Annotated in this window: 16 protein-coding genes; 10 read left to right on the top strand and 6 right to left on the bottom strand. The window is 46.1% G+C overall.

The window, feature by feature from the left end; all coding sequences use genetic code 11:
• Nucleotides 1-161: 161 nt before the first annotated feature.
• Together MKHDV_RS14850 and MKHDV_RS14845 are read left to right on the top strand one after the other, a co-directional pair.
• Nucleotides 162-1250, top strand: coding sequence for a S1C family serine protease (locus tag MKHDV_RS14850; RefSeq protein ID WP_160716656.1), 1089 nt, complete (start codon nucleotides 162-164; stop codon nucleotides 1248-1250).
• Between the two features lie 185 nt (nucleotides 1251-1435).
• The gene (locus MKHDV_RS14845; protein ID WP_160716654.1) at nucleotides 1436-3001 is read left to right on the top strand and encodes an NAD(P)/FAD-dependent oxidoreductase; all 1566 of its coding nucleotides are present in this window, start codon (nucleotides 1436-1438) and stop codon (nucleotides 2999-3001) included.
• A 428-nt stretch (nucleotides 3002-3429) separates the two neighbouring features.
• Here the strand turns inward: MKHDV_RS14845 and MKHDV_RS14840 are convergent, their stop codons facing one another.
• The 4 genes from MKHDV_RS14840 to MKHDV_RS14825 all read right to left on the bottom strand — a co-directional run bounded on the left by MKHDV_RS14840 (nucleotide 3430) and on the right by MKHDV_RS14825 (nucleotide 7986).
• Entirely contained in the window at nucleotides 3430-4080 is a 651-nt protein-coding gene (locus tag MKHDV_RS14840; RefSeq protein WP_216846934.1) for a PilZ domain-containing protein, read from the bottom strand.
• A gap of 173 nt (nucleotides 4081-4253) precedes the next feature.
• Complete coding sequence (alr, locus tag MKHDV_RS14835) at nucleotides 4254-5393, bottom strand: alanine racemase (protein WP_160716650.1); 1140 nt, start codon at nucleotides 5391-5393, stop codon at nucleotides 4254-4256.
• A 291-nt stretch (nucleotides 5394-5684) separates the two neighbouring features.
• Nucleotides 5685-7508, bottom strand: coding sequence for a glutamine--fructose-6-phosphate transaminase (isomerizing) (gene glmS / locus MKHDV_RS14830; protein WP_160716648.1), 1824 nt, complete (start codon nucleotides 7506-7508; stop codon nucleotides 5685-5687).
• A gap of 88 nt (nucleotides 7509-7596) precedes the next feature.
• Nucleotides 7597-7986, bottom strand: a complete 390-nt coding sequence (locus MKHDV_RS14825; protein WP_160716646.1) for a rhodanese-like domain-containing protein — start codon at nucleotides 7984-7986, stop codon at nucleotides 7597-7599.
• Between the two features lie 130 nt (nucleotides 7987-8116).
• On the opposite strand from MKHDV_RS14825, the gene MKHDV_RS14820 reads away from it, so the two are divergent.
• The 5 genes from MKHDV_RS14820 (at nucleotide 8117) to MKHDV_RS14800 (ending at nucleotide 11881) form a co-directional block, all read left to right on the top strand.
• The gene (locus MKHDV_RS14820) at nucleotides 8117-8422 is read left to right on the top strand and encodes a hypothetical protein (RefSeq protein ID WP_160716644.1); all 306 of its coding nucleotides are present in this window, start codon (nucleotides 8117-8119) and stop codon (nucleotides 8420-8422) included.
• A gap of 254 nt (nucleotides 8423-8676) precedes the next feature.
• The gene (ilvN, locus tag MKHDV_RS14815) at nucleotides 8677-9156 is read left to right on the top strand and encodes an acetolactate synthase small subunit (RefSeq protein ID WP_160716642.1); all 480 of its coding nucleotides are present in this window, start codon (nucleotides 8677-8679) and stop codon (nucleotides 9154-9156) included.
• Between the two features lie 21 nt (nucleotides 9157-9177).
• The gene (locus MKHDV_RS14810; RefSeq protein ID WP_160716640.1) at nucleotides 9178-10104 is read left to right on the top strand and encodes a bifunctional enoyl-CoA hydratase/phosphate acetyltransferase; all 927 of its coding nucleotides are present in this window, start codon (nucleotides 9178-9180) and stop codon (nucleotides 10102-10104) included.
• Entirely contained in the window at nucleotides 10104-11222 is a 1119-nt protein-coding gene (gene buk, locus MKHDV_RS14805; RefSeq protein WP_160716638.1) for a butyrate kinase, read from the top strand. Before MKHDV_RS14810 ends, buk begins: the two co-directional genes overlap by 1 nt.
• A gap of 95 nt (nucleotides 11223-11317) precedes the next feature.
• The gene (locus tag MKHDV_RS14800; protein WP_160716636.1) at nucleotides 11318-11881 is read left to right on the top strand and encodes a TetR/AcrR family transcriptional regulator; all 564 of its coding nucleotides are present in this window, start codon (nucleotides 11318-11320) and stop codon (nucleotides 11879-11881) included.
• A 58-nt stretch (nucleotides 11882-11939) separates the two neighbouring features.
• Here MKHDV_RS14800 and MKHDV_RS14795 read toward each other — a convergent pair whose 3' ends face one another.
• Both MKHDV_RS14795 and MKHDV_RS14790 read right to left on the bottom strand, forming a co-directional pair.
• Nucleotides 11940-12323 carry a Spy/CpxP family protein refolding chaperone gene (locus tag MKHDV_RS14795; protein WP_160716634.1) on the bottom strand — a complete coding sequence of 128 codons (384 nt, stop codon included), beginning with the start codon at nucleotides 12321-12323 and terminating at the stop codon, nucleotides 11940-11942.
• Nucleotides 12324-12426: 103 nt separating this feature from the next.
• A complete protein-coding gene (locus MKHDV_RS14790) occupies nucleotides 12427-13482 on the bottom strand; it encodes a glycosyltransferase family 9 protein (RefSeq protein ID WP_160716632.1) in 1056 nt (351 codons plus the stop codon).
• Between the two features lie 344 nt (nucleotides 13483-13826).
• On the opposite strand from MKHDV_RS14790, the gene MKHDV_RS14785 reads away from it, so the two are divergent.
• The 3 genes from MKHDV_RS14785 to MKHDV_RS14775 are packed head-to-tail and all read left to right on the top strand — an operon-like array spanning nucleotide 13827 to nucleotide 19719.
• Nucleotides 13827-15266 carry an efflux transporter outer membrane subunit gene (locus MKHDV_RS14785; RefSeq protein WP_160716630.1) on the top strand — a complete coding sequence of 480 codons (1440 nt, stop codon included), beginning with the start codon at nucleotides 13827-13829 and terminating at the stop codon, nucleotides 15264-15266.
• 5 nt (nucleotides 15267-15271) lie between these two features.
• Nucleotides 15272-16543, top strand: coding sequence for an efflux RND transporter periplasmic adaptor subunit (locus tag MKHDV_RS14780; protein WP_160716628.1), 1272 nt, complete (start codon nucleotides 15272-15274; stop codon nucleotides 16541-16543).
• 5 nt (nucleotides 16544-16548) lie between these two features.
• Nucleotides 16549-19719 carry an efflux RND transporter permease subunit gene (locus MKHDV_RS14775; RefSeq protein WP_160716626.1) on the top strand — a complete coding sequence of 1057 codons (3171 nt, stop codon included), beginning with the start codon at nucleotides 16549-16551 and terminating at the stop codon, nucleotides 19717-19719.
• Nucleotides 19720-19986: the final 267 nt, after the last annotated feature.

The following is a 19986-nucleotide window of genomic DNA, read 5'->3' as shown; positions in this document are numbered from 1 at the left end:
ACCTCCGCACTCTTGTGCGGAGGTTTTCTTTCGACTTTCGCCTTTTTTTACTATACGCATTTATGTGTTATTTTGGGTAGATGAAGCAGTATTCTAATCTTGAAAGAAACAGCTATCTGCAAACTGTTGTTTGATCGACTTAATTCACCGGAGACCACTCTATGTTCAATATCCGCTTCTTATTCCGCACTCTTTTTTTTGCAGCATTCCTTACAACACTTTGTGGATGTTCCAGTCGGCAGTACATTTCCGGTGAAAAAACATATGAAAGCAAAGATTGCATCCGTGTTTTGGATATCGAAGAAAGTGAAGCATGGAATATGGGAGTGAGCATCGCTCTTAATACATTTGATAGCGTCAAATCAACACCGAGCACTAAACATATTCACGTCAAACACACTACGGCCGTCATGGGAAATGCTGCGGCCACCATTGAACCAATCGAACTACGCTCTAAAAAAAACAAAACGACTACCGGTTTTGCCTACGAAATTTACGCTAAAAGCTACGGGCTAAATCAATCATTTGTACCAAGTTATCTTGCAGACGAGTTTGCTAGAGAATTGCAGATATATACTGACGCAAAGAAAATACGAACGAACGTCATTTGCGGCTTTGAAAAAAGCTATGAAAAAGGCTCAACAGGACGTGGAACAGGAACCTGCTGGCTAGTAGATTCTCGCGGTTACCTTGTTACGTGCGAACATGTTGCAGGAAGCAAGCGGACATTAGAAGTTGTTTTGCCAGATGGTACAGTCCACACTGCGACCGTTGTTCTTACAGATAAGGCAAATGACATTGCCATTCTCAAAATTGATCCGCTGCCTGAAAAATATCGCCCGATCCCTGTTGCTCTCACCACTATTAGTAATGTGGGAGAGCCTGTATACATCCTTGGTTTCCCAATGGGGGAGCAAGTTGGCAACTCACTTAAAATGTCAGATGGCATTATCAGTTCAATACTTGGCTTTAAAAACAACACAACAGAATACCAAACCAACGCCAGTATTAACGGCGGCAACAGCGGTGGCCCCATCTTCAACAAAAACGGCGTGGCTATCGGAATTGTTAGCTCTAAGTTAGTTGCTTTGGGGACAGAAGGCATAGGGTACGTAAAAAAGACAAACTGCCTCGCATTACTCTTTGCACAAGTAGGTATTCCTCCCATGCCATCCATCGATGAATCCTTTTCGCCTGAAGAAATTCACACACAGTATAAAAACTCCGTGTTCTTAATCAGACGCTACTAGTGTTTTACCGCATATTTTGTACTGGTTACAATTTAATGCGCAAAGCTTTTTAATATCATTCTTTTATTTCAGATAGATATAGATCGTTTTTCATTTTTTGACGAACCTCCCAAGATGGTTATATAGAGAGCTACGTTCCAGTAACAACAATTCGCACCATATATATTTCAGATAAAGAGTACCTAATGACACCAGTAACCGAACAAAAAACGGTTGAGGTCAAAATTGACCCAAGCGACATTAACGACGCAAAAGCAATCCGCAAGGCTGCATTACTTAAGGCAGGATTTCCAGATGATCCGGAAATTCAGTCACATGTAGTTCGCCGTTCTATTGATGCGCGTTCACGCAGCCCGCACTTCGTATGCCAAGTGCTGTTAGGCGAAGCACCAAAAGAAGAAACTGGATCAGTTTTTTGTCCAGAAAAATTAACTGGAAAACGCGTTGCTATCGTTGGCGCTGGCCCTGCCGGTTACTTTGCAGCACTTACCCTTCTTGAAAAAGGGATTAAGCCAATCATCCTTGAACGCGGTAAAGATGTGACAGCACGACGTTATGACCTGAAAAAAGTTCAGTCTGACGGCGTTGTTGATCCGCATTCCAACTACTGCTTCGGTGAAGGTGGCGCTGGCACCTATTCTGACGGTAAGCTTTTCACTCGCGCAACAAAACGCGGCAACGTAAAGCGTATTCTGAATCTATTTATTGAAAACGGTGCTGATGCAGGCATTCGCCTTGATGCGCATCCACACCTCGGCTCCAACATGCTGCCGCGTATTGTCACCAGCATGCGTGAATCCATTATTGCGGCCGGTGGTGAAATCCACTTCGGCGCACACGTTACTGACCTGATCAAAGATAGCGATTCTGTTAAAGGTGTTATCCTTGGTTCCGGCGAACGTGTTGATGCGGATGCCGTGATTTTAGCCACAGGCCATTCTGCACGTGACATTTTCCATATGCTCGTTCGTAACAATGTGCCTGTTGAAGCAAAACCTTTTGCTCTTGGTGTTCGTATTGAACATCCACAGCCACTCATTGACCAAATTTTCTACCACCAGTCACCGCGCCACGAAAATTTACCAGCAGCTAGCTACCGCATCACAGCGCAGGTAGAAGACCGCGGTGTATTCTCTTTCTGCATGTGTCCGGGTGGGTTTGTCGTACCGGCATCAACTGCTCCAGGTGAGCTTGTTCTTAATGGTATGAGCATGTCCAGCCGAAGCGCCCCTTTTGCAAACGCTGGCCTTGTTGTCGAAATTCGCCTTGATGATGTGGGTGGTGATCCTTCTGATCCGCTCGCAGCTCTTGCATTTCAGGCTGCTGTTGAAAAAACAATGTTTGAAGCTGGCGATGGCACATCTCAAAAAGCACCTGCGCAACGTGTTGGCGATTTCCTCGCTGGTAAAATATCTGACACCTTGCCTGACTCTTCCTATGTACCGGGACTGTACGCCGCACCGCTGAACGAGCTGTTACCGCACAACATAGCGGACAAACTTGCCAAGGCACTGCCTGTGTTCGGAAGAAAATACAAAGGCTTCGACTCTAACGAAGCTCAGATGATGGGTGTTGAGTCCCGTACCAGTTCACCCGTACGCGTTCTGCGCGACAAAATAACCTTAGAGCACCCTTCCGTACATGGACTTTACCCATGTGGTGAAGGTGCAGGCTACGCAGGTGGCATTGTTTCCGCAGCCATTGACGGCGAACGTGTCGCAACATCCATTGCAACTGCATTTGGTGCATAAGCTTCAAACATCTTACCGTCTGACATCATAACTAATTTTGAGCCCCTATCTAAAACGATAGGGGCTTACTTTTATACATTCTAAATTTTTTACGTTGACAGTGTTCAATAGAGGGACTACATCTTTTCTTACTGATTGAGCAATCAATCGAGATACGCGATGTGATTCCGCTTGCATCACTGCTCCACCACCACTTAGCAGGTATCGAAATCATAAATTTCTTTATGAAACGCTCTTCGAAACCCCTTCTTCACCGGAAGGGGTTTTCTCTTTTCCCCAGTTCGCAACTGGCTCGTCTACAACCCTCTCAATAAAAAAACGCTTAACCACTACCTAAGTGGGGCTAAGCGCCTAAAGCGTTTCCAACGCAGAACAAAAAATGAGCCACGAAACAACATCCTATTTCACGAACAAGGCTAGTTATCGTATCACGTCAGCTCACTGAATTTTCTGCATCGTCCTAAAAATTCAGTGAAAACAGCTTCTTCGTCAAAAACTTCATCGATAAATACGCCCAGCGACATACCACCATCACGCATAAGTATCCGTTTGATTACAGCATCAATTTTTACCGGCAATAATGTTCCAAACGGCCTGATATCTAGCGTAATTTTTTGATCTTCAAAAAATGGATATTCGCAGGAGTCCTGCTCATTGCTCTCTGAAATCCCCGCCAATATGATTTTGCCGCCGTGATCGGAAATGTTTATAAGCATCCCCTCATAAGTCAAATCTTCATGACACACGGTCACTGGACAAAAGCAATTGTACCGTGATTCATTTCGCAATTGCATCCGCTCGATTTCCTGAGGAAAATGCAAGATGACTTGTGTAAATGGTTCAGTTAGATACCGTGCGACCTTGGTTCTAAATCCACAAAGAACTCCATCTCCATTACTAACACAGCGCACTGTGACAGAATCTTCTGGCAAAAAAGTGAGAGGATTTGCAGCCTTACCTGTCTCAACAAGAAGGTACTTATCCTTTTTAAATCCAACCACTTCCCCCCAGCAACGTTGCCCTGTGCTAGCTAACTGGATATTAAGACTTTCACCAACATGCATATTAAACGAGTTCACTTATGCCCCTACTATTCTCAATAATATAGTCTCTTCGCAGGCAACGATACTGAATTACACACTAAAAATAAAGATGAACTCGAGCATTTAAAAAATACATACACACATACTGAAAAAAGCCGGAACGCATATACGTTCCGGCTTTTCTTTATTCATTAAGTTAATTTCTACAGCTAAATATAAACTCGCCGTACACGCGCCATAATACGCGCAACGACCTCATAATTGATGGTACCGAGTATCTGTGCCATATCGTCCGCAGTGACGGAGCTTTCACCTTGTCGACCAAGGATAACAACTTCATCACCACATTCAGCACTCGAGTTCGGTCCAAGATCAATCATGGTCTGGTCCATACAGACCCTGCCTACAACGGGAGCACGCTTGCCATGAACAAGCATTATCCCTTTAGAAGAAAGGAAACGGTCATATCCGTCCGCGTACCCGATAGGGACAACACCAATGCGCGTATTACCTTTACACACATGTGTGTGTCCGTAACTCACGGTTGTACCACTCGGAGCATCTTTCACACTCACAAGAGAGGCCTTAACCGTCATGGCAGGTCTCAAGTCGAGTAAGCTTTTATCCACGGAATCCGATGGATATAATCCGTACGTAACAATCCCCGGACGCACCGTATTAAAGTGAGACTCGGGCATGGTCATAATCGCAGCACTGTTAGCGGCATGAATACGTGAAAATTCAAATCCTGCGGCTTTCAAAGAATCAAGGGTCTGCGTGAACAACTCTAACTGATGATATGCATTATCCAGACAGTTAGCATCGCTTGCAGCAAAATGCGTATAAATACCTTCCATATTAAATACACCGTGACGCGCGATATCCTGCACACGGTCTACAATAGAAGATTGCCCCGGAACACTCTCCGTCAACAAACCCAACCTGCCCATACCAGTATCAATCTTAATATGGACAGTCAGTTTTACCTTGGCACAATGTAAAAACGAAGCAAGACGTTCTGCATATTCACAAGAATGCACAGTCTGCGTCAGCTTCAAATCTACCAAACGCGGTGCACAATCAGGCGGAGTATAGCCGAGAATCAAAATAGGCACTTTAATGCCTGCGTTTCTCAAGACAATTGCTTCACTTAACCGGGCAACACCAAGATACTCAACACCTTCTCGAACAACGGCATTTGCGACCTGAATTGCTCCATGGCCATATGCATTACCTTTAACAACAACGAGCATTGCCTTCTGGTCTCCAACGACCCGACGGATTTCCCGAATGTTGTGACGAATTACAGAAAGATCTATTTCAGCCCACAATGGCTCTGAATGCAGCATACTTCCTTCCTTAGATGTAAGACAGCTCTCTCTTTCCCCCATAAGTTATCCATACGAAACGTCTGCACGATAGAACGCAGGTTAGCACCGTCCTGTTTCTGTAACCAAACAATGTTGTTCACAAAAACACGAGTCCTGTATTGAAGGTATTCATACGCAGCGACCTTCATTGTTCTAACGCAACACAACTTTCGCTCTTCTCAACCATCCTTTATAAATAAAAAGAACCTTCCCGAATTTGAAAACAAAATAGGAAGGTTCTTTATCTCCAATTACCAATAATCTCGTCCGCTACTCTACTGTAACACTCTTCGCAAGGTTACGTGGCTGATCCACGTCTTTGCCAAGATAGTCTGCAGACTCGTAGCTGAACAACTGTAATGCCGGAAGGACTAAAAATGATGAAAGCGGGTAGGCGCAGTCCGGCAGAACCCATTTATGTTTCACAGAAAGATCGGAGTTCGGGTTCGTCAAAGCAATCACATCGCCTGCGCGTGCCTGAACTTCTTCAAGGTTAGATTTAACCTTGGCAAAGAACTGGTCGTGTAACGCAATGGCGAAAGTTGGAAACTCCGGATCAATAAGGGCGATAGGGCCGTGTTTCATTTCACCGGCAGCATACCCTTCAGCATGAATATACGAAATCTCTTTGAGCTTGAGTGCACCTTCCATGGCAAGCGGGTAACCTACACCGCGACCGAGGAAGAAGAAACTGCGAGCCGTGGAGTATTCGCGGGCAAGACGCTTTGCATCTTCACGAATACGCGGCAATTCCGCTTCCAGAAGTTCAGGAAGCTTACGGATGCCGTCAAACATTTCACGACGCAGTGTAGCATCAAGCATGTCTTTGCGATCCGCCCAGGCAAGCCCCATCAACAGTAACACTGCCATCTGGGAACACATAGCCTTGGTGGAGGCAACAGAAATCTCAGGTCCGGCCTGTGTGTAGACTGTAACATCAGATTCACGTGCTATGGATGAACCGACAACGTTACAAAGTCCAACAACCGGAATACCCTGTGCTTTCGCAATACGAAGTGCAGCAAGGGTGTCCGCGGTTTCACCGGACTGACTAATAACCAGAACCACGTCACCTTCTTCAAGAATCATGTCGCGGTATCTGAACTCAGAAGCAATTTCAACGGAAACAGGAATACGTGCCCAGCTCTCAAAAAGATGCTGTGCCCACATACCGGCGTTAAAACTTGTGCCGCATGCAACAATGTGCAGGCGTTTCGGAATCGGCATAGCGCTTAATTCCGGCAAAACAGCTTCCTGTTTATGCCAATCGACGCGACCGGCAAGGCAATCTTTGATAACCCGTGGCTGTTCAAAGATTTCTTTAAGCATAAAGTGCTTGTAGCCGTCCTTCTGAGCAGACTGAACATCCCATTCAATGTGATGTACCTCTTTCTCAATCGGAGCAAGCGTACGTGCATCTTTTACAGCCCAGCTATTCGCATCAATACGCACCATTTCGCCGTCTTCAAGAAAGACAACGTTACGTGTGTACGCAAGAAATGCCGGAATATCGGAAGCAACAAAGTTTTCACCCTGCCCGACACCCAAGACAAACGGACATGCACAGCGTGCGCCGTAAATAATATCCGGATTGCTTACTTCCATAACCAAAACTGAATATGCACCTTCTGCCTCATTAACAGCCCAGCTCAATCCTTTTTCAAGGGAACCGGTCTGCTTTACGCCTTCGGCGATGAGGTTACAAAAGACTTCAGAATCTGTATCAGAGCGGAAACCATACCCTTTGGAGGCCAGCATGTTTTTCAACTCTTGATAGTTCTCAATGATGCCATTGTGAACCATCGCAAGTGATTCATCCCAAGATTTATGCGGATGAGCGTTGCGCTCAGTTGGCGCGCCATGTGTTGCCCAACGGGTATGTCCCATGCAGGATGTAGCAAGTGAAATGTTCATGGTTTCAAGCTTAGATTCAAGATTCATAAGCTTGCCTTCTGCACGGACAGTTGTAAGCTGTTTGTTTTGAACAAACGCCACACCGGCAGAATCATACCCACGATATTCGAGACTTTTCAGTCCCTTAACTGCAAGGGGAACAGCAGGTCTGTGGCCTGCATACCCAATAATTCCACACATATAATACGTCTCCTAATCTCGAGAGATTCAAGTCTATTTTTCGATTATGTATATGCTTTCCAAGCAATAGGCAAGAAAACCACATAGCCTACTTAACAACTGGATATTCCAACCGTTTCCACTCTTTTATCCCACCATCCATGTGTATAACATCATTGCTCATTTTTTGTAAAAATCGAGCAGCGCGAAGACTCCTGAATCCTACTGCACAGTACACCACGTAAGTAACATTCTTGGGTAAAAGCGACAATTTTCGTTCAAATCCTTCGTCATAATAATCATACAGCAATGCACCACGAATATGCCCCGCTGCGTATTCTTTCGGTGTGCGAACATCCAGAATAACTATCGGCTTCTGCGTCGTCGTTAAAAAAGAATGTACTTCGCTTGCGCTGAGACGTTCCAAACTCCCAGCTAAAGCAACAGAGGCAACCGCTAAACACGCCATCACAAGAAAAAGCTTACAGGAACATCGCATACCACTCTCCTTATTACTATTTTCAGTATACATATTTTGATTTCAGAAACAATAATTGTTCCTGCGCGTTGGGGGTGGCAAAAATATATGATGGGAAATCCCCCTTTTTAGTGAAACACGAGGTGATGATATGGGGCAGCGAGTACCAGATATTGACTTTCAACTCGTCCGCCGAGGCGATTTAGCAATTGAATCGATGGATCGAGCTGTTCGGGCAACAGGTGTAAAGCAATGCTACCCGTACAGAGCACGGTGGCAATGGATGCGTCGTCTTTACTTGCAGGGGCGTGCTACGCCTTCGCTTTTACGCACGTTCATCATTCGGCTATCAAGACATACCCCCTACTCCCTGAGAACGTTAATGGATCTGCATATTCGTTCCGGAGTCGATCTTGTATGCCCAGTCATGGATGAGAAAGGACGCTTCGACCTGTAACAATCCAACATTATAGAACTTTCCGCAGGGCTATCGTTTTTACGGTAGCCCTGCTATTGTCTTGTCCATAGAACAAGCAATGTTACCCCGCTTGTTTGCATCCACTAACTTGCGTACTTCCCTCAACTCAAGCTTTCCTATCTTTCTTGAATATATTAGGAAGAAGTTACTAACCGCTGCGTAACTTTTTCGCAGTGCCACCGCTATTCCCATTTTAGCGTACTGTAAGAGTTACAGGTAGTAAGGAGTGTTACATGATTTATACTATCTCAGCGCTGGTTAACAACCAGCCGGGTGTTGTTGCAGACGTTACTGCGGTCTTTAGAGACCGTAACGTTAATTTCAAATCGATTTCCTGTGCAGAAACAGAAGAATTTGAAGTTTCCAGACTCGTTATTACTGTTGATTGCGACGCTGAAACTATCACAACTCTTCTTGACGTTATCGCAAACCTCTCTGCGGTATCCGAAGTTGATACCCTTGAGCGCAACGACTTTGTTGACCGTCAGATGGCGCTTATTAAAGTTGGCTTTACTAAAGATACCATGACTCAGGTCATGCAGATTTTTGAAGTATTCCGTGCAGACGTTGTGAGCATGGGCCAAGAGACCATCATGGTCGAAATTACAGGTGATGAAGACAAAGTTGACGGTCTCATCAAAATGCTACGCCCACACGGCATCTGTAGTTTGTGCAGAACCGGCGTTGTAGCCCTTAAACGTGGCGACGAATAATTAGGCCGGAGAAAACACACTATGCCTATAAATTCCCTTCAGTCCCTTGCAGATTATATTATTGAAGGCCACGTTTGTACAAAACTCGCAGTTGCATCTTGTGCGGAAGGTTTTGTGCTACGTGCATGTGTGGAAGCATATGCAAATGGAATTGCTGAGCCAATTCTTGTTGGTGATATAGAACTTACAGAAAAGCTCGCTGCTGAACGTGATCTTGATCTTACCCCATTTGAGAAACATCACGTACCGGAGCCTGCTGAGGCTGTGGCTAAATGTATTGAGTTGGTGAAAGAAGGCCATGCCAGCGCTATTATGAAAGGCAGAGTCAATACCGACGTGCTGCTGCGCGGGATTCTTAACAAAGAAACCGGTATGCCGCCTAAAGGCGTTCTTTCCCACATTGGTCTTTTCAACGCTCCGAACGATGACCGGCTCATGATGATCACAGATGCCGGCATCAACATTGCGCCAAACATGCAACGTAAAGTTGATATTGTGAAAAACGCATTGCGTGTTGCAAAAGTACTCAAAATTGAGCAGCCAAAAGTTGCAATGCTCGCAGCCACAGAAAAAGTTATTTACCCTGCAATGCCCGCAACCCTCGATGCTCAGATGGTTGCTAAAATGGCAGAACAGGGTGAATTCGGCGATGCACTCGTTGCAGGTCCGTTTGCGCTCGACCTTGCCGTTTCTATGCGTGCAGTCGAATGCAAAGGCGTCGACAACCCGGTAGCAGGCAAGGCAGATATCCTTGTTGCGCCGGACATTGAGAGCGGAAACATCTTATACAAGTCACTTACCGCACTTATGAATCTGGACATGGCCGGCATGGTTGCCGGCAGCGAAGTACCGATTGTACTTCCTTCCCGTGGCGATACTGATCGTACAAAATTCTATTCTATTGCACTGGCCATTGCTATGGCTGTGGGTGAAAAGGAGTCGCCTTAATGGCTGAGCATATTCTGGTAATTAATCCGGGTTCTACGTCTACCAAAGTTGCTGTTTTTGACGGAGAAAAAGAACTTTTCTCGCATACGGCAGAACATGATAAGCAAGAAACACTCGCCTTTAGCACTGCTACTGAGGAAATGGAACTACGTCGCAGTACCATTCAAGCAGTTCTCAAAGAACATGGCATGGACACCATCAAATTAGATGGAGTTGCAGGCCGTGGAGGGCTTCTAGCTCCAATGCAGGGCGGCACGTGGAATGTCACCCCTGCCATGCTTTCCGATCTGGCATCTGCTCAATACGGAGAGCACGCATGCAATCTTGGTGCACCGCTAGCACTCGAATTTGCAAAAGAACACGGAGTACGAGCATTTATTGTCGATACCGTTGTAACAGACGAAATGGACAGCCGTGCCCGTCTCAGTGGTCTACCGGAACTTCCGCGCCGTAGTGTTTTTCATGCTCTGTCACAAAGGGCAGCAGCACGAAAAGCCTCGGAGCAGCTGGGAATAGAATATGAAAACAGCCGTTATCTCGTATGTCACATGGGTGGCGGGGTATCTGTAGCCGCACACCGTAACGGTAAAATTTGTGACGTAGTCAATGCATTGGAAGGCGATGGTCCGTTCTCACCTGAACGAACTGGCCGCCTGACAGCACTAGGTGTACTTGATCTCGTTAAAAACGGAACCTTTACATACGAAGAACTACGTTCACGTATTCTCAAAACGGGCGGTCTTTGGGCTCATCTGGGCACCAATGATCTGCGCGAAGTTGAAAAGCGTATGGCCGCTGGCGATACGAAGGCTCAGCTCGTCTTTGAAGCTCTTGCGTACTCTATTGCGAAAGAGCTCTCGGGACTTCTCCCTGCACTTATGCACCTTGATGAAGGTGAAAGTGCACCTGTTACCATTGATGGAGTTGTACTCACCGGTGGTATGGCAAACAGCAAGAAACTTGTTGAAACAATCATAAACAATTTACCACCGCTTGCACCTGCCATTATCTTCCCTGCAGTGGAAGAAATGCATGCACTTGCAGGCGGCGTTTTACGCGTACTTCGGGGCAAAGAAAGCGCCCGTGATTACACAGGAACTCCTCAGGATCTTCTGTAAATCACAACGCATTGATTTTCCTTCTTATTTCCACTAATAAGTAAGGTTAGGTTCCCGTATATTACAGGACCATCATTTAACACCGTGGGGCAGACATGGGTTCATCCAAAGAACTAATTCTTTACAATGCACGCCAACTCTTCGCAGAAAAAGGCTTTAAGGGAACAACCGTTGCTCTTATTGCGCAGCTTTCGCATGTGACAGATGCTGCTATTTACAGACACTACAAGTCAAAACAGCAGATTTTTGATCAGATTATCGAAGAACTCATTACTGAGTATAAAGGTATGCTTGATGAGATAAAGGCCCGCCAGAAATCTGGCTACTGCCTTTTAGAGACACTCATCCAGGACGTCGTGGTTTTTGTTAATGAAAACGAAACAGGATACAAAGTTATCCTCACCACATACGCCACAATTCCAAGCGCAAAAATTGCTATGGAAAATATGACTGACGCATTAAAACAAACCATCGTTGCTTGTCTTGAACGAGGCATCAAAGACGGTACAGTGCGCGAAGATATTGAAGTAGACAATACCGCTGAAATAATCACATGGCTACTTGCAGGGCTTAACCGCCGTCGCATTTTCTGGCCGGAACGTGATGAAATTACTAAATCTGCTGTAACATTTTGCCTTAATTCTATTAAAGGCTTCTAGACAGTACGTTTTTACGCATAAAAAAAGGAGAGCTGCTAGGCTCTCCTTTTTTTTGTGATTAACTTTTTTTCTGCATCTTCCGTTCTTGCATGCGTTTTTGGAGAAATTCCTGATATTTCTTTTCCTGCGCATCAGTAAGAACATCATTCAATTCTTTTCTATACCGCTGATGCTGCTCTAAAATATCTATCTTAATTTCCCGCTGCTCTTCTTTGTCATTTGCTTCAGCAAGCGACTTAAAGAGCGGCTCCATTTCTGCATCCCTACGCTTGATAATATCTTTTATCTTAACCTGCTGATCAACAGTCAAATCAAGCATGTTTGTTAAATGATCCATGCGCTGTTCTGAACTTGTTTCTTTATAGAAAGCACCTTGCGCAAAAGCAGAAGAACATAACGCCACCGTCAACATAGCCACACACACTATCAACAATCTTTTCATACCGGCCTCTCCATATATAAATTAATGCAGCGATTCTCGCCGCATATACATCTCAGGCTAGTATGTAAGCATAGATACTTGTTGTGATAGTATATTAATGAAGCTAACGGGTTACGCTGTCTATATGCTCTAAAATTTTATCAGCAACATACTCTGGATCAAGCTCTGTAAGGCACTTATAGCCAATAGAGCACGTCGTGTTATTACATGGGACGCAGTCTATATCAGAGTTCACCGTTGTGTGTTCATCAGAAGGGAAACACCATGCATCGCTGCTTGAACCAAGAGTAACCAAAGTAGGCGTACCCATCGCAACAGCCATATGACGCGGAGCCGAACAATTACCAAAGTGCAGAACACTCCGTTCCTGACAAGCGGCAACTTCACGCAACTGCAAGCTTGGCGAAGGAACAATTACTGCTTCCGGTGCATCGCAACTATCAAGAATTTCATCAAAAATCCCTTCTTCCCCCGGTCCCGCCAATAAAACAAAACGCAGATCTTTATTCTTCTCAGCTAAAAGGCTGATGACTTTTGCATAATTTTCGGCAGGATATTTTCTGCCAAGGTCGTGATGTGTAGCATCTATAGTAATAAGCCGATTCTCGTCAGTTACACCCCATTCTTTCATTCGTGCAGACATCGCATCCCGCTCTTCCTCTGTAAGGAACAACTTCGGCGTTGTACAATTCCACTCAATGCCGAGCGGTGCAAGAATTGCGACCTTGGATTCAGAAGCATACCCGTCCTTAGCATCAATGAGGTGGGTATAGCCGATGTCGTTAATCCATGAAGAACGATAGCTCAGCTTAACAGGCGCATCAGTGAGATAAGAAATCCAGCGGATTCGTGGGAGATGTTGTAATCCCACCATTAAATCAAAACCCTGCCGCGCAACTTTCTTGTAAAAAGCAAATTCTTTCATGATGTTGGATAGTTCTTTTTTATCCAACGCCCATATTTTTGTAATATACGGGTTGTTCTGGAGAACAGGGACACATTTTTTTTCTGTAAAATAATGAATCTCTGCATCAGGAAATTTCTGTGCGAGTAACTCCGCCACCGGTGTGGAGAGCATAACGTCGCCAATTTGCCTAAGTTGGCAAACAAGAATTTTTTTTATTTTCGCGGAATCAAGGGCAAGGGTGCTGTCAGTCACAGATACTCCAAATGATAAATGCAATAAGTGATATGCAACTTCGCAATATAATGAGCTAGGCACACCTCGTCAACGGATGACGGCCTACAGATTTATTGGAACCTGATGCTAACGTAAGAATTACTAAAGATTACTATAGCATGTATTTTAGCATAGTTAATATCGCTAAACTGTATAAAATCAATACAGTTTCCGGCTTTAAAAAATCCTAACTTGAGTATAAGGTTTTATAAATTCTTGCCAGCACTGTTGACATAACAACAAAGAAACTGCCATTACTTGACTCGTCAACAACTGACACTTCAACCTAACTAATTATTCATATTGCACTCAAGAAGGATTGTATGTCGAAGTATATATTTCCCGCGCTACTCCTGAGCATTCTTCTATGCTCCGCATGTGCACCTTTTGCACCAACACAGTCCATACAACCCGGTGTGTCGCTTGATGAGCCGTACTCAATTCAAGTGGAAGGACAGGAGTCAGATAGACTATGGTGGAAAAGTTTTGAAAGTGCGGAGTTGAATGCCCTTATAGACCAGGCGCTCTCCGATAACTTCTCTATCAACGTTGCTTACGCCCGATTAAAGCAAGCTGCTGCAAACTTGGAACGCGCCGGTGCTGACCAGTACCCTACTCTGGATCTTACAGGCGGAGCCAAGGCTGGACGAGTCGGCACTAAAACCAACACCGGCAAACGTAGCAGTTACGACGACGTACAGCAGTATAACCTTGGCGCAGCCGCTGCTTACGAACTTGATTTATGGGGACGCATTGAAGCCCAGCGTAGCGCAAGCGAACAACAATTTTATGCAACACAGGCAGATTTAGATGCAGCCGCTGTTACTGTTGCCGCATCTGTCGCCGAAAACTGGGTTGATTTGCTCAGGGTTCGCGAAGAAATTGCCATTCTAAATGAACAGGTTGCAAACAACAGAAAGCAACTCGTATTTCAGGAATTCCGTTTTACAAACGGCATTGCAGAATCTGTAGATGTGTTACAGCAGCGCCAGATTTTAGCATCAAGCCAATCAGAACTCCCTTTATTGATAGCAAAAGAGCAAGTGCTTCTTAACGCACTTTCCGTATTAATCGGAAGCACTCCGCTGGAGCGCCCTACCGTTATCCAGAAAGAGTTGCCGGAACTTATTTCGCTGCCCCCAACAGGGTTACCATCAGACTTGCTTGTAAACAGACCGGATATTCGTTCTTCAGGATTACAGTTGTTCTCCGCAGAATGGAGTGTTGCTGAAGCAAGAGCAAACAGGTTGCCGCAGTTTACACTTAACGCAGACGCAGCTTTCAACAGCTCCGTTGCCGCCGTATTTTTTAACAACTGGGCAGCATCACTTGCCGGTAACATTATGCAGCCACTTCTAGACGGTGGTCTGCGTGCTTCGGAAGTTGATCGAACCCGCGCAGTTGTTGAAGAACGCGCAGCATTGTATAGTGAAACTGTCTCAAAAGCAGTTCAGGAAGTTGAAGATGCGCTGGTCAATGAAGAACAGCAACAAGAGTATTTACGACTCATTGGTGCACAGCGTGACGCCACGGCAAAAACCCTTGAGGATGCACAGTTACGATACCTTCAGGGACAAAGCGGTTACTTGCCTTTGCTGCAGGAAGTCTTAAATGTACAGAGTCTGGAACGACAAATGATTCAACAGCAAGCAGAGCTGATTAAGCTCCGAATTTCATTATATCGTGCTCTCGGGGGAGGCTGGACATACAGTCTTGCAAAAGTGCACGAACCTTCACCTGACGATCAAAATGAGGGGATATAAGCGGTATGCAGAACAATCCTACATCCCGAAAAAAAGTACTTATCAACGCCGTAGTTTTCACACTTATGATTGCGTTAGGCCTTGGTGGATATTCATTTTTCATGGGTTCAAAACCCAAGGTTGCTAGAAAAGCACCAGTTAAAAAAGTTACCACTGTAAAAGTTATCCGCCTTAAAAAAGGCAGCGTACCGATGCAGATCAAAGGAACCGGCACTGTTATCCCAGCGCGCAAAGTTGAACTAAAGCCTGAGGTTTCAGGCACTGTTGCGTGGACTGCCCCACAATTTGCTGCTGGCGGTATCATCAAAAAAGGTGACGTCATTCTCCGCATCGACACGAGAGATTACGACATAGCACTGCGTAAAAGCAAAAGTTCACTCGCTACTGCCAAAGCAGAATTGATGTTGGAACAAGGTCAACAGCGCGTTGCAAGAGAAGGCATACGCCTTTTGGACGAGAGCAAAAGTTCCGAAAAATACAGCACAGCCCTTGCATTGCGCGAACCTCAGTTGATGAAAGCAAAGGCTGAACTTGAAAGTGCAAAAGCCGATATTCAGCTTGCTGAACTTAATCTCACCCGCTGTGTTCTGCGCGCACCATTCGATGTCATGATACAGGAAACAGGTGCAAACCTTGGCTCCCGTGTCACTACATCCACCACAGTTGCCACACTTGTAGCCATTGACGAATATTGGGTAGAGACGGCTGTACCAGTGGACCGTCTTGAACATCTTGGATTATCCCGTAACGGAGTTACCGCAACGGTTGTCCGCCAAGGCGGTATTTCAAGATGGGACGGTGAAGTACTGCGTCTTACGGGTACACTGACAGAATCCACCCGCCTTGCCCGTGTAGTAGTAGCAGTTAAAGACCCTCGCGGTCTTGAATCTCAAGAGTTCACCATGCCCCTCATGCTCGGCGATTATGTAGACGTTACAATTGAAGGTAATACCATTCAATCCGCCTACAAAATCCCTCAAAACCTTGTGCATAACGATAACGAAATCTGGGTGTACAAAGACGGCGAACTTGTTATCCGTAAAATTGCTATTGTCTGGAAATCCCAAGACGCTGTTTACGCCCTCAACGGAATTTCTGAATCCGATGCAGTTATTGCTTCAGATCTAAGCGATGCATACACAGGTATGTCTCTCGCCCTTGACTCCGGCAGTGCTCCGACAGTTGCAGAGCAGCCAAAAGAAGAACGCAGAAAAAAGCCACACAATAACTCCGACAATGGTGTCCGCAAAGACAACAACGTCGCTACGGCGGAGTAGAGAGTATGCAGAAATCACCTCTTGCTTCGCAGCACCGAAAACCTAAAGCTCCCGAACCGGAAAAACCACGCGGAGCCATAGCATGGATGGCAGGTAACTCTGTTGCTGCCAACTTACTCATGCTCGTACTCCTCATTGGTGGTCTCGTTCTCGGAGCAAGCACCACTCAGGAAGTTTTTCCAGAGATTGAAATGGATACTGTGTCCGTAACCGTTTCGTACCCCGGTGCCAGTCCGGAAGAAATTGAGCGTTCTATTGTTCAAGCCGTCGAAGAATCAATTGAAGGCATTGAGGGTATTGAAGACATAACCTCTGTCGCCAACGAGGACAGCGCCACTATTCAGGCAGAGCTACTCGACGGTGCTGACGTTGACCGCGTATGGCAGGACATTAAAACAGAAGTGGACAGAATCACCACGTTCCCTGATGAAGCAGAAGACCCACGCATCACCATTGATTCCCGCAAACGCAGTGTACTTACCCTTGTTATCAGCGGGGATGTTTCCGAACTGGTATTGCGCGATTATGCAAACCAGCTAGAAGATGCGCTGCTGCGAAATCCAGAGATCACACAGGCAGATGTAATAGGAATTCGTGATCTTGAAACGCATATTGAAATTTCTCGCAATACTCTTCGCAAATACAACCTCACACTCTCCGACGTTGCCAGCAAGATTAAACAAGCTTCTGTAGAACTCGGCGGTGGTAGTATCAAGACAGCACAGGGTGAAATTCTTGTACGTGTGTCAGACCGTAAGCTTGTTGCGAAAGACTTCAAACGTATCCCTGTCCTTACAGATAGTTCAGGTGCATCCATTTATCTTGGGGACATTGCAAAAATATGGGACGGATTTGAAGATACCGATAACTGGAGTAGCTTTGAAGGCAACCGCGCAGCTTCTGTAGATGTATACCGAATCGGCTCCCAGACCCCTATGAGTGTTGCGACTGCGGCGCTGGATGTGGTCGAAGAGTTTCGAGCAGACTTGCCTCCAAGTATGAAAATCGGCTCCTATCGCAACAGTTACATCATCTTCAAGGACCGCGCAGACTTACTTCTCAGTAACGCGTATATCGGTCTTGCGCTTGTATTCATATTCTTGGCACTCTTTCTAGATATTCGTCTTGCCTTCTGGGTAAGTCTAGGTATCCCTATCTCGTTCCTTGGTGCGTTTGTGTTCCTGCCGTTCACCGATTTTAGTATTAACATGATCACCATGTTTGCATTCATCATCACGCTTGGTATTGTTGTGGATGATGCAATCGTCGTGGGTGAAAACGTCTTCTACCACCGAAATCTCGGCAAAAGTAACGTTCAGGCAGCCATCGACGGTGCAAAAGAAGTTATGGTGCCGGTGACATTCAGTGTTATCACGAACATCATTACGTTCCTCCCATTGTACTTTGTACCGGGAACTATGGGGAAAATATTCAAATACATTCCCGTTGTTGTCGGAATCGTATTTTTCATTTCGCTCATCGAAAGTCTATTTATCTTGCCAGCTCACCTTGCGCACAGTGGTAAACGCTCTACTATTCCTGGGCTTGGCTGGCTCATACGATTCCAGCAACGTTTCAGTACTCGTTTTGAACGTTTTATCGCCGAGCAATACGGCAGATTCATCAGCAAACTTATTACATACCGCTATGCTGTTCTCGGCACCTCATTGGCAGTTCTTTTCATTACCGTAGGATTTGCCTTATCCGGTCGCCTAGGCATGGTGCTCTTCCCGACAGTTGAGTCCGACTATGCATATGGCGCAATCACAATGCCATACGGAACGCCCGTGGAACGCATTCGAGAAGTTGAGGACCAGCTATTCAAGTCCGCCAACAGCGTCATTGCTGACAACGGTGGAGAGTTACTCAGCACCGGCGTGTTTACTATCGTAAATAACAATGAACTTACGACCCGTATCTACCTAACAGGCCCAGACGTACGCCCAGTCTCAACTTCAACAGTAACCGAACTATGGCGTAAGGCCGTTGGCTCTGTTGCAGGTGCAGAGACAGTAGATTTTGTGGCGGACAGAGGAGGCCCGGGTTCCGGTAAAGGCGTAACAATCCAGCTTTCACACCGTGACAATGCCGTTCTTGAACAAGCTTCTATGGAACTGGCAGCATCGATGGCGCTCATTAATGGTGTCAGCGATATTGATGACGGCACTGCTCGCGGCAAACGACAGTTTGATATCAAGCTGCTCTCAGCTGGTGAAGCCGCCGGACTAAGTTCCCGCGAAGTTGCAGATCAACTTCGTAACGCCTTCTACGGTGCCGAAGCTATCAAACAACAGGTCGGCCAAGATGAAGTCACAGTTCGAGTGCGCCTGCCAGAAGCAGAACGCGCATCCGTCGCCACATTCGACGATCTGGTACTCACACTGCCAAACGGTGGCGAAATGCTGCTGCGTGACGCGGCACTCATTACCAGAGCGTTCGCTGATACTTCCATCAAACGCGAAGACGGCAGACGAATTCGAAGCGTTACTGGCAACGTAACTCCTCGCAAGCTCTCAGAGCAGGTGACATCATCAATTACCGCTGATATTCTACCAGATCTGTTACAAAAATATTCCGGTCTCAGCTATTCCCTCGAAGGGAAGCAGGCAGACATGCGCGACAGCGTAACCAGTCTTATAACCGGCCTGATGCTCACGCTTCTTGCCATTTATGCACTTCTCGCCATTCCGTTTAAGAGTTACGCGCAGCCGCTTATCGTGCTGCTCTGTATCCCGTTCGGCATGGTCGGTGCCGTTATCGGACACGTAGTTATGGGCTACTCTCTGAGTCTCATGAGTATGTTCGGACTTGTTGCCCTGTCCGGCGTAGTAGTAAACGATTCGCTCGTTCTCGTTGATTTCACCAACCGTCTCCGGCGTGAAGGATACACAGCGCATGAAGCCGTTGTTGCCGGTGCAATCAAACGCTTCAGGCCAATTCTACTCACCACCATCACAACATGTGGTGGTCTGGCACCAATGATTCTTGAAACGTCACGGCAAGCTAGGTTCCTTATCCCAATGGCAATTTCGCTCGGGTTCGGTATCCTCTTCGCAACGTTCATCACTCTCGTGCTCGTGCCGTGCTTCTACCTTGTATTCGAAGACGCCGGAGAGCTTGTGTCTTCCAAAAAGGCACATGCACCTGATGCCAGCGCTACTGAGCATCCTGTGTAAAAGGATGTCTCTCTGCTGCCTCGCATGCCTCCGGCGGGTCTTCGACGAGTTTTGGGGAATTTTATGTCTCCGACGGCTGGGCTGAAACTTTTTTGAAAAAAAGTTTCCCCCAGACCCCCTTCCAAAAACTATTACCTGCGAGGTTCTTCCGTTTTTTACGCCACCTCGCGGCTTTTGCACCATTACCTTTCGCGAACTGTAAAAGGGCTGTCCTAGTTAACTAGGACAGCCCTTTTTTATTATTCAAGTCAGTGGGATTAAGCCGCG

This window comes from Halodesulfovibrio sp. MK-HDV (assembly GCF_009914765.1).
In the GTDB taxonomy this organism is placed as follows: Bacteria; Desulfobacterota; Desulfovibrionia; order Desulfovibrionales; family Desulfovibrionaceae; genus Halodesulfovibrio.
Note: the sequence above shows the minus strand (reverse complement) of the source record. Positions and strands in the feature narration are given on the sequence as shown.

What these genes read in the sequence shown, in the direction of transcription:
- MKHDV_RS14795 (WP_160716634.1), bottom strand. Translation starts at nt 12,323, where the DNA reads ATGAAAAGATTGTTGATAGTGTGTGTGGCTATGTTGACGGTGGCGTTA.
- MKHDV_RS14825 (WP_160716646.1), bottom strand. Translation starts at nt 7,986, where the DNA reads ATGCGATGTTCCTGTAAGCTTTTTCTTGTGATGGCGTGTTTAGCGGTT.
- ilvN (WP_160716642.1), top strand. Translation starts at nt 8,677, where the DNA reads ATGATTTATACTATCTCAGCGCTGGTTAACAACCAGCCGGGTGTTGTT.
- alr (WP_160716650.1), bottom strand. Translation starts at nt 5,393, where the DNA reads ATGCTGCATTCAGAGCCATTGTGGGCTGAAATAGATCTTTCTGTAATT.
- MKHDV_RS14800 (WP_160716636.1), top strand. Translation starts at nt 11,318, where the DNA reads ATGGGTTCATCCAAAGAACTAATTCTTTACAATGCACGCCAACTCTTC.
- MKHDV_RS14820 (WP_160716644.1), top strand. Translation starts at nt 8,117, where the DNA reads ATGGGGCAGCGAGTACCAGATATTGACTTTCAACTCGTCCGCCGAGGC.
- MKHDV_RS14810 (WP_160716640.1), top strand. Translation starts at nt 9,178, where the DNA reads ATGCCTATAAATTCCCTTCAGTCCCTTGCAGATTATATTATTGAAGGC.
- MKHDV_RS14780 (WP_160716628.1), top strand. Translation starts at nt 15,272, where the DNA reads ATGCAGAACAATCCTACATCCCGAAAAAAAGTACTTATCAACGCCGTA.
- buk (WP_160716638.1), top strand. Translation starts at nt 10,104, where the DNA reads ATGGCTGAGCATATTCTGGTAATTAATCCGGGTTCTACGTCTACCAAA.
- MKHDV_RS14850 (WP_160716656.1), top strand. Translation starts at nt 162, where the DNA reads ATGTTCAATATCCGCTTCTTATTCCGCACTCTTTTTTTTGCAGCATTC.
- MKHDV_RS14785 (WP_160716630.1), top strand. Translation starts at nt 13,827, where the DNA reads ATGTCGAAGTATATATTTCCCGCGCTACTCCTGAGCATTCTTCTATGC.
- MKHDV_RS14775 (WP_160716626.1), top strand. Translation starts at nt 16,549, where the DNA reads ATGCAGAAATCACCTCTTGCTTCGCAGCACCGAAAACCTAAAGCTCCC.
- MKHDV_RS14845 (WP_160716654.1), top strand. Translation starts at nt 1,436, where the DNA reads ATGACACCAGTAACCGAACAAAAAACGGTTGAGGTCAAAATTGACCCA.
- glmS (WP_160716648.1), bottom strand. Translation starts at nt 7,508, where the DNA reads ATGTGTGGAATTATTGGGTATGCAGGCCACAGACCTGCTGTTCCCCTT.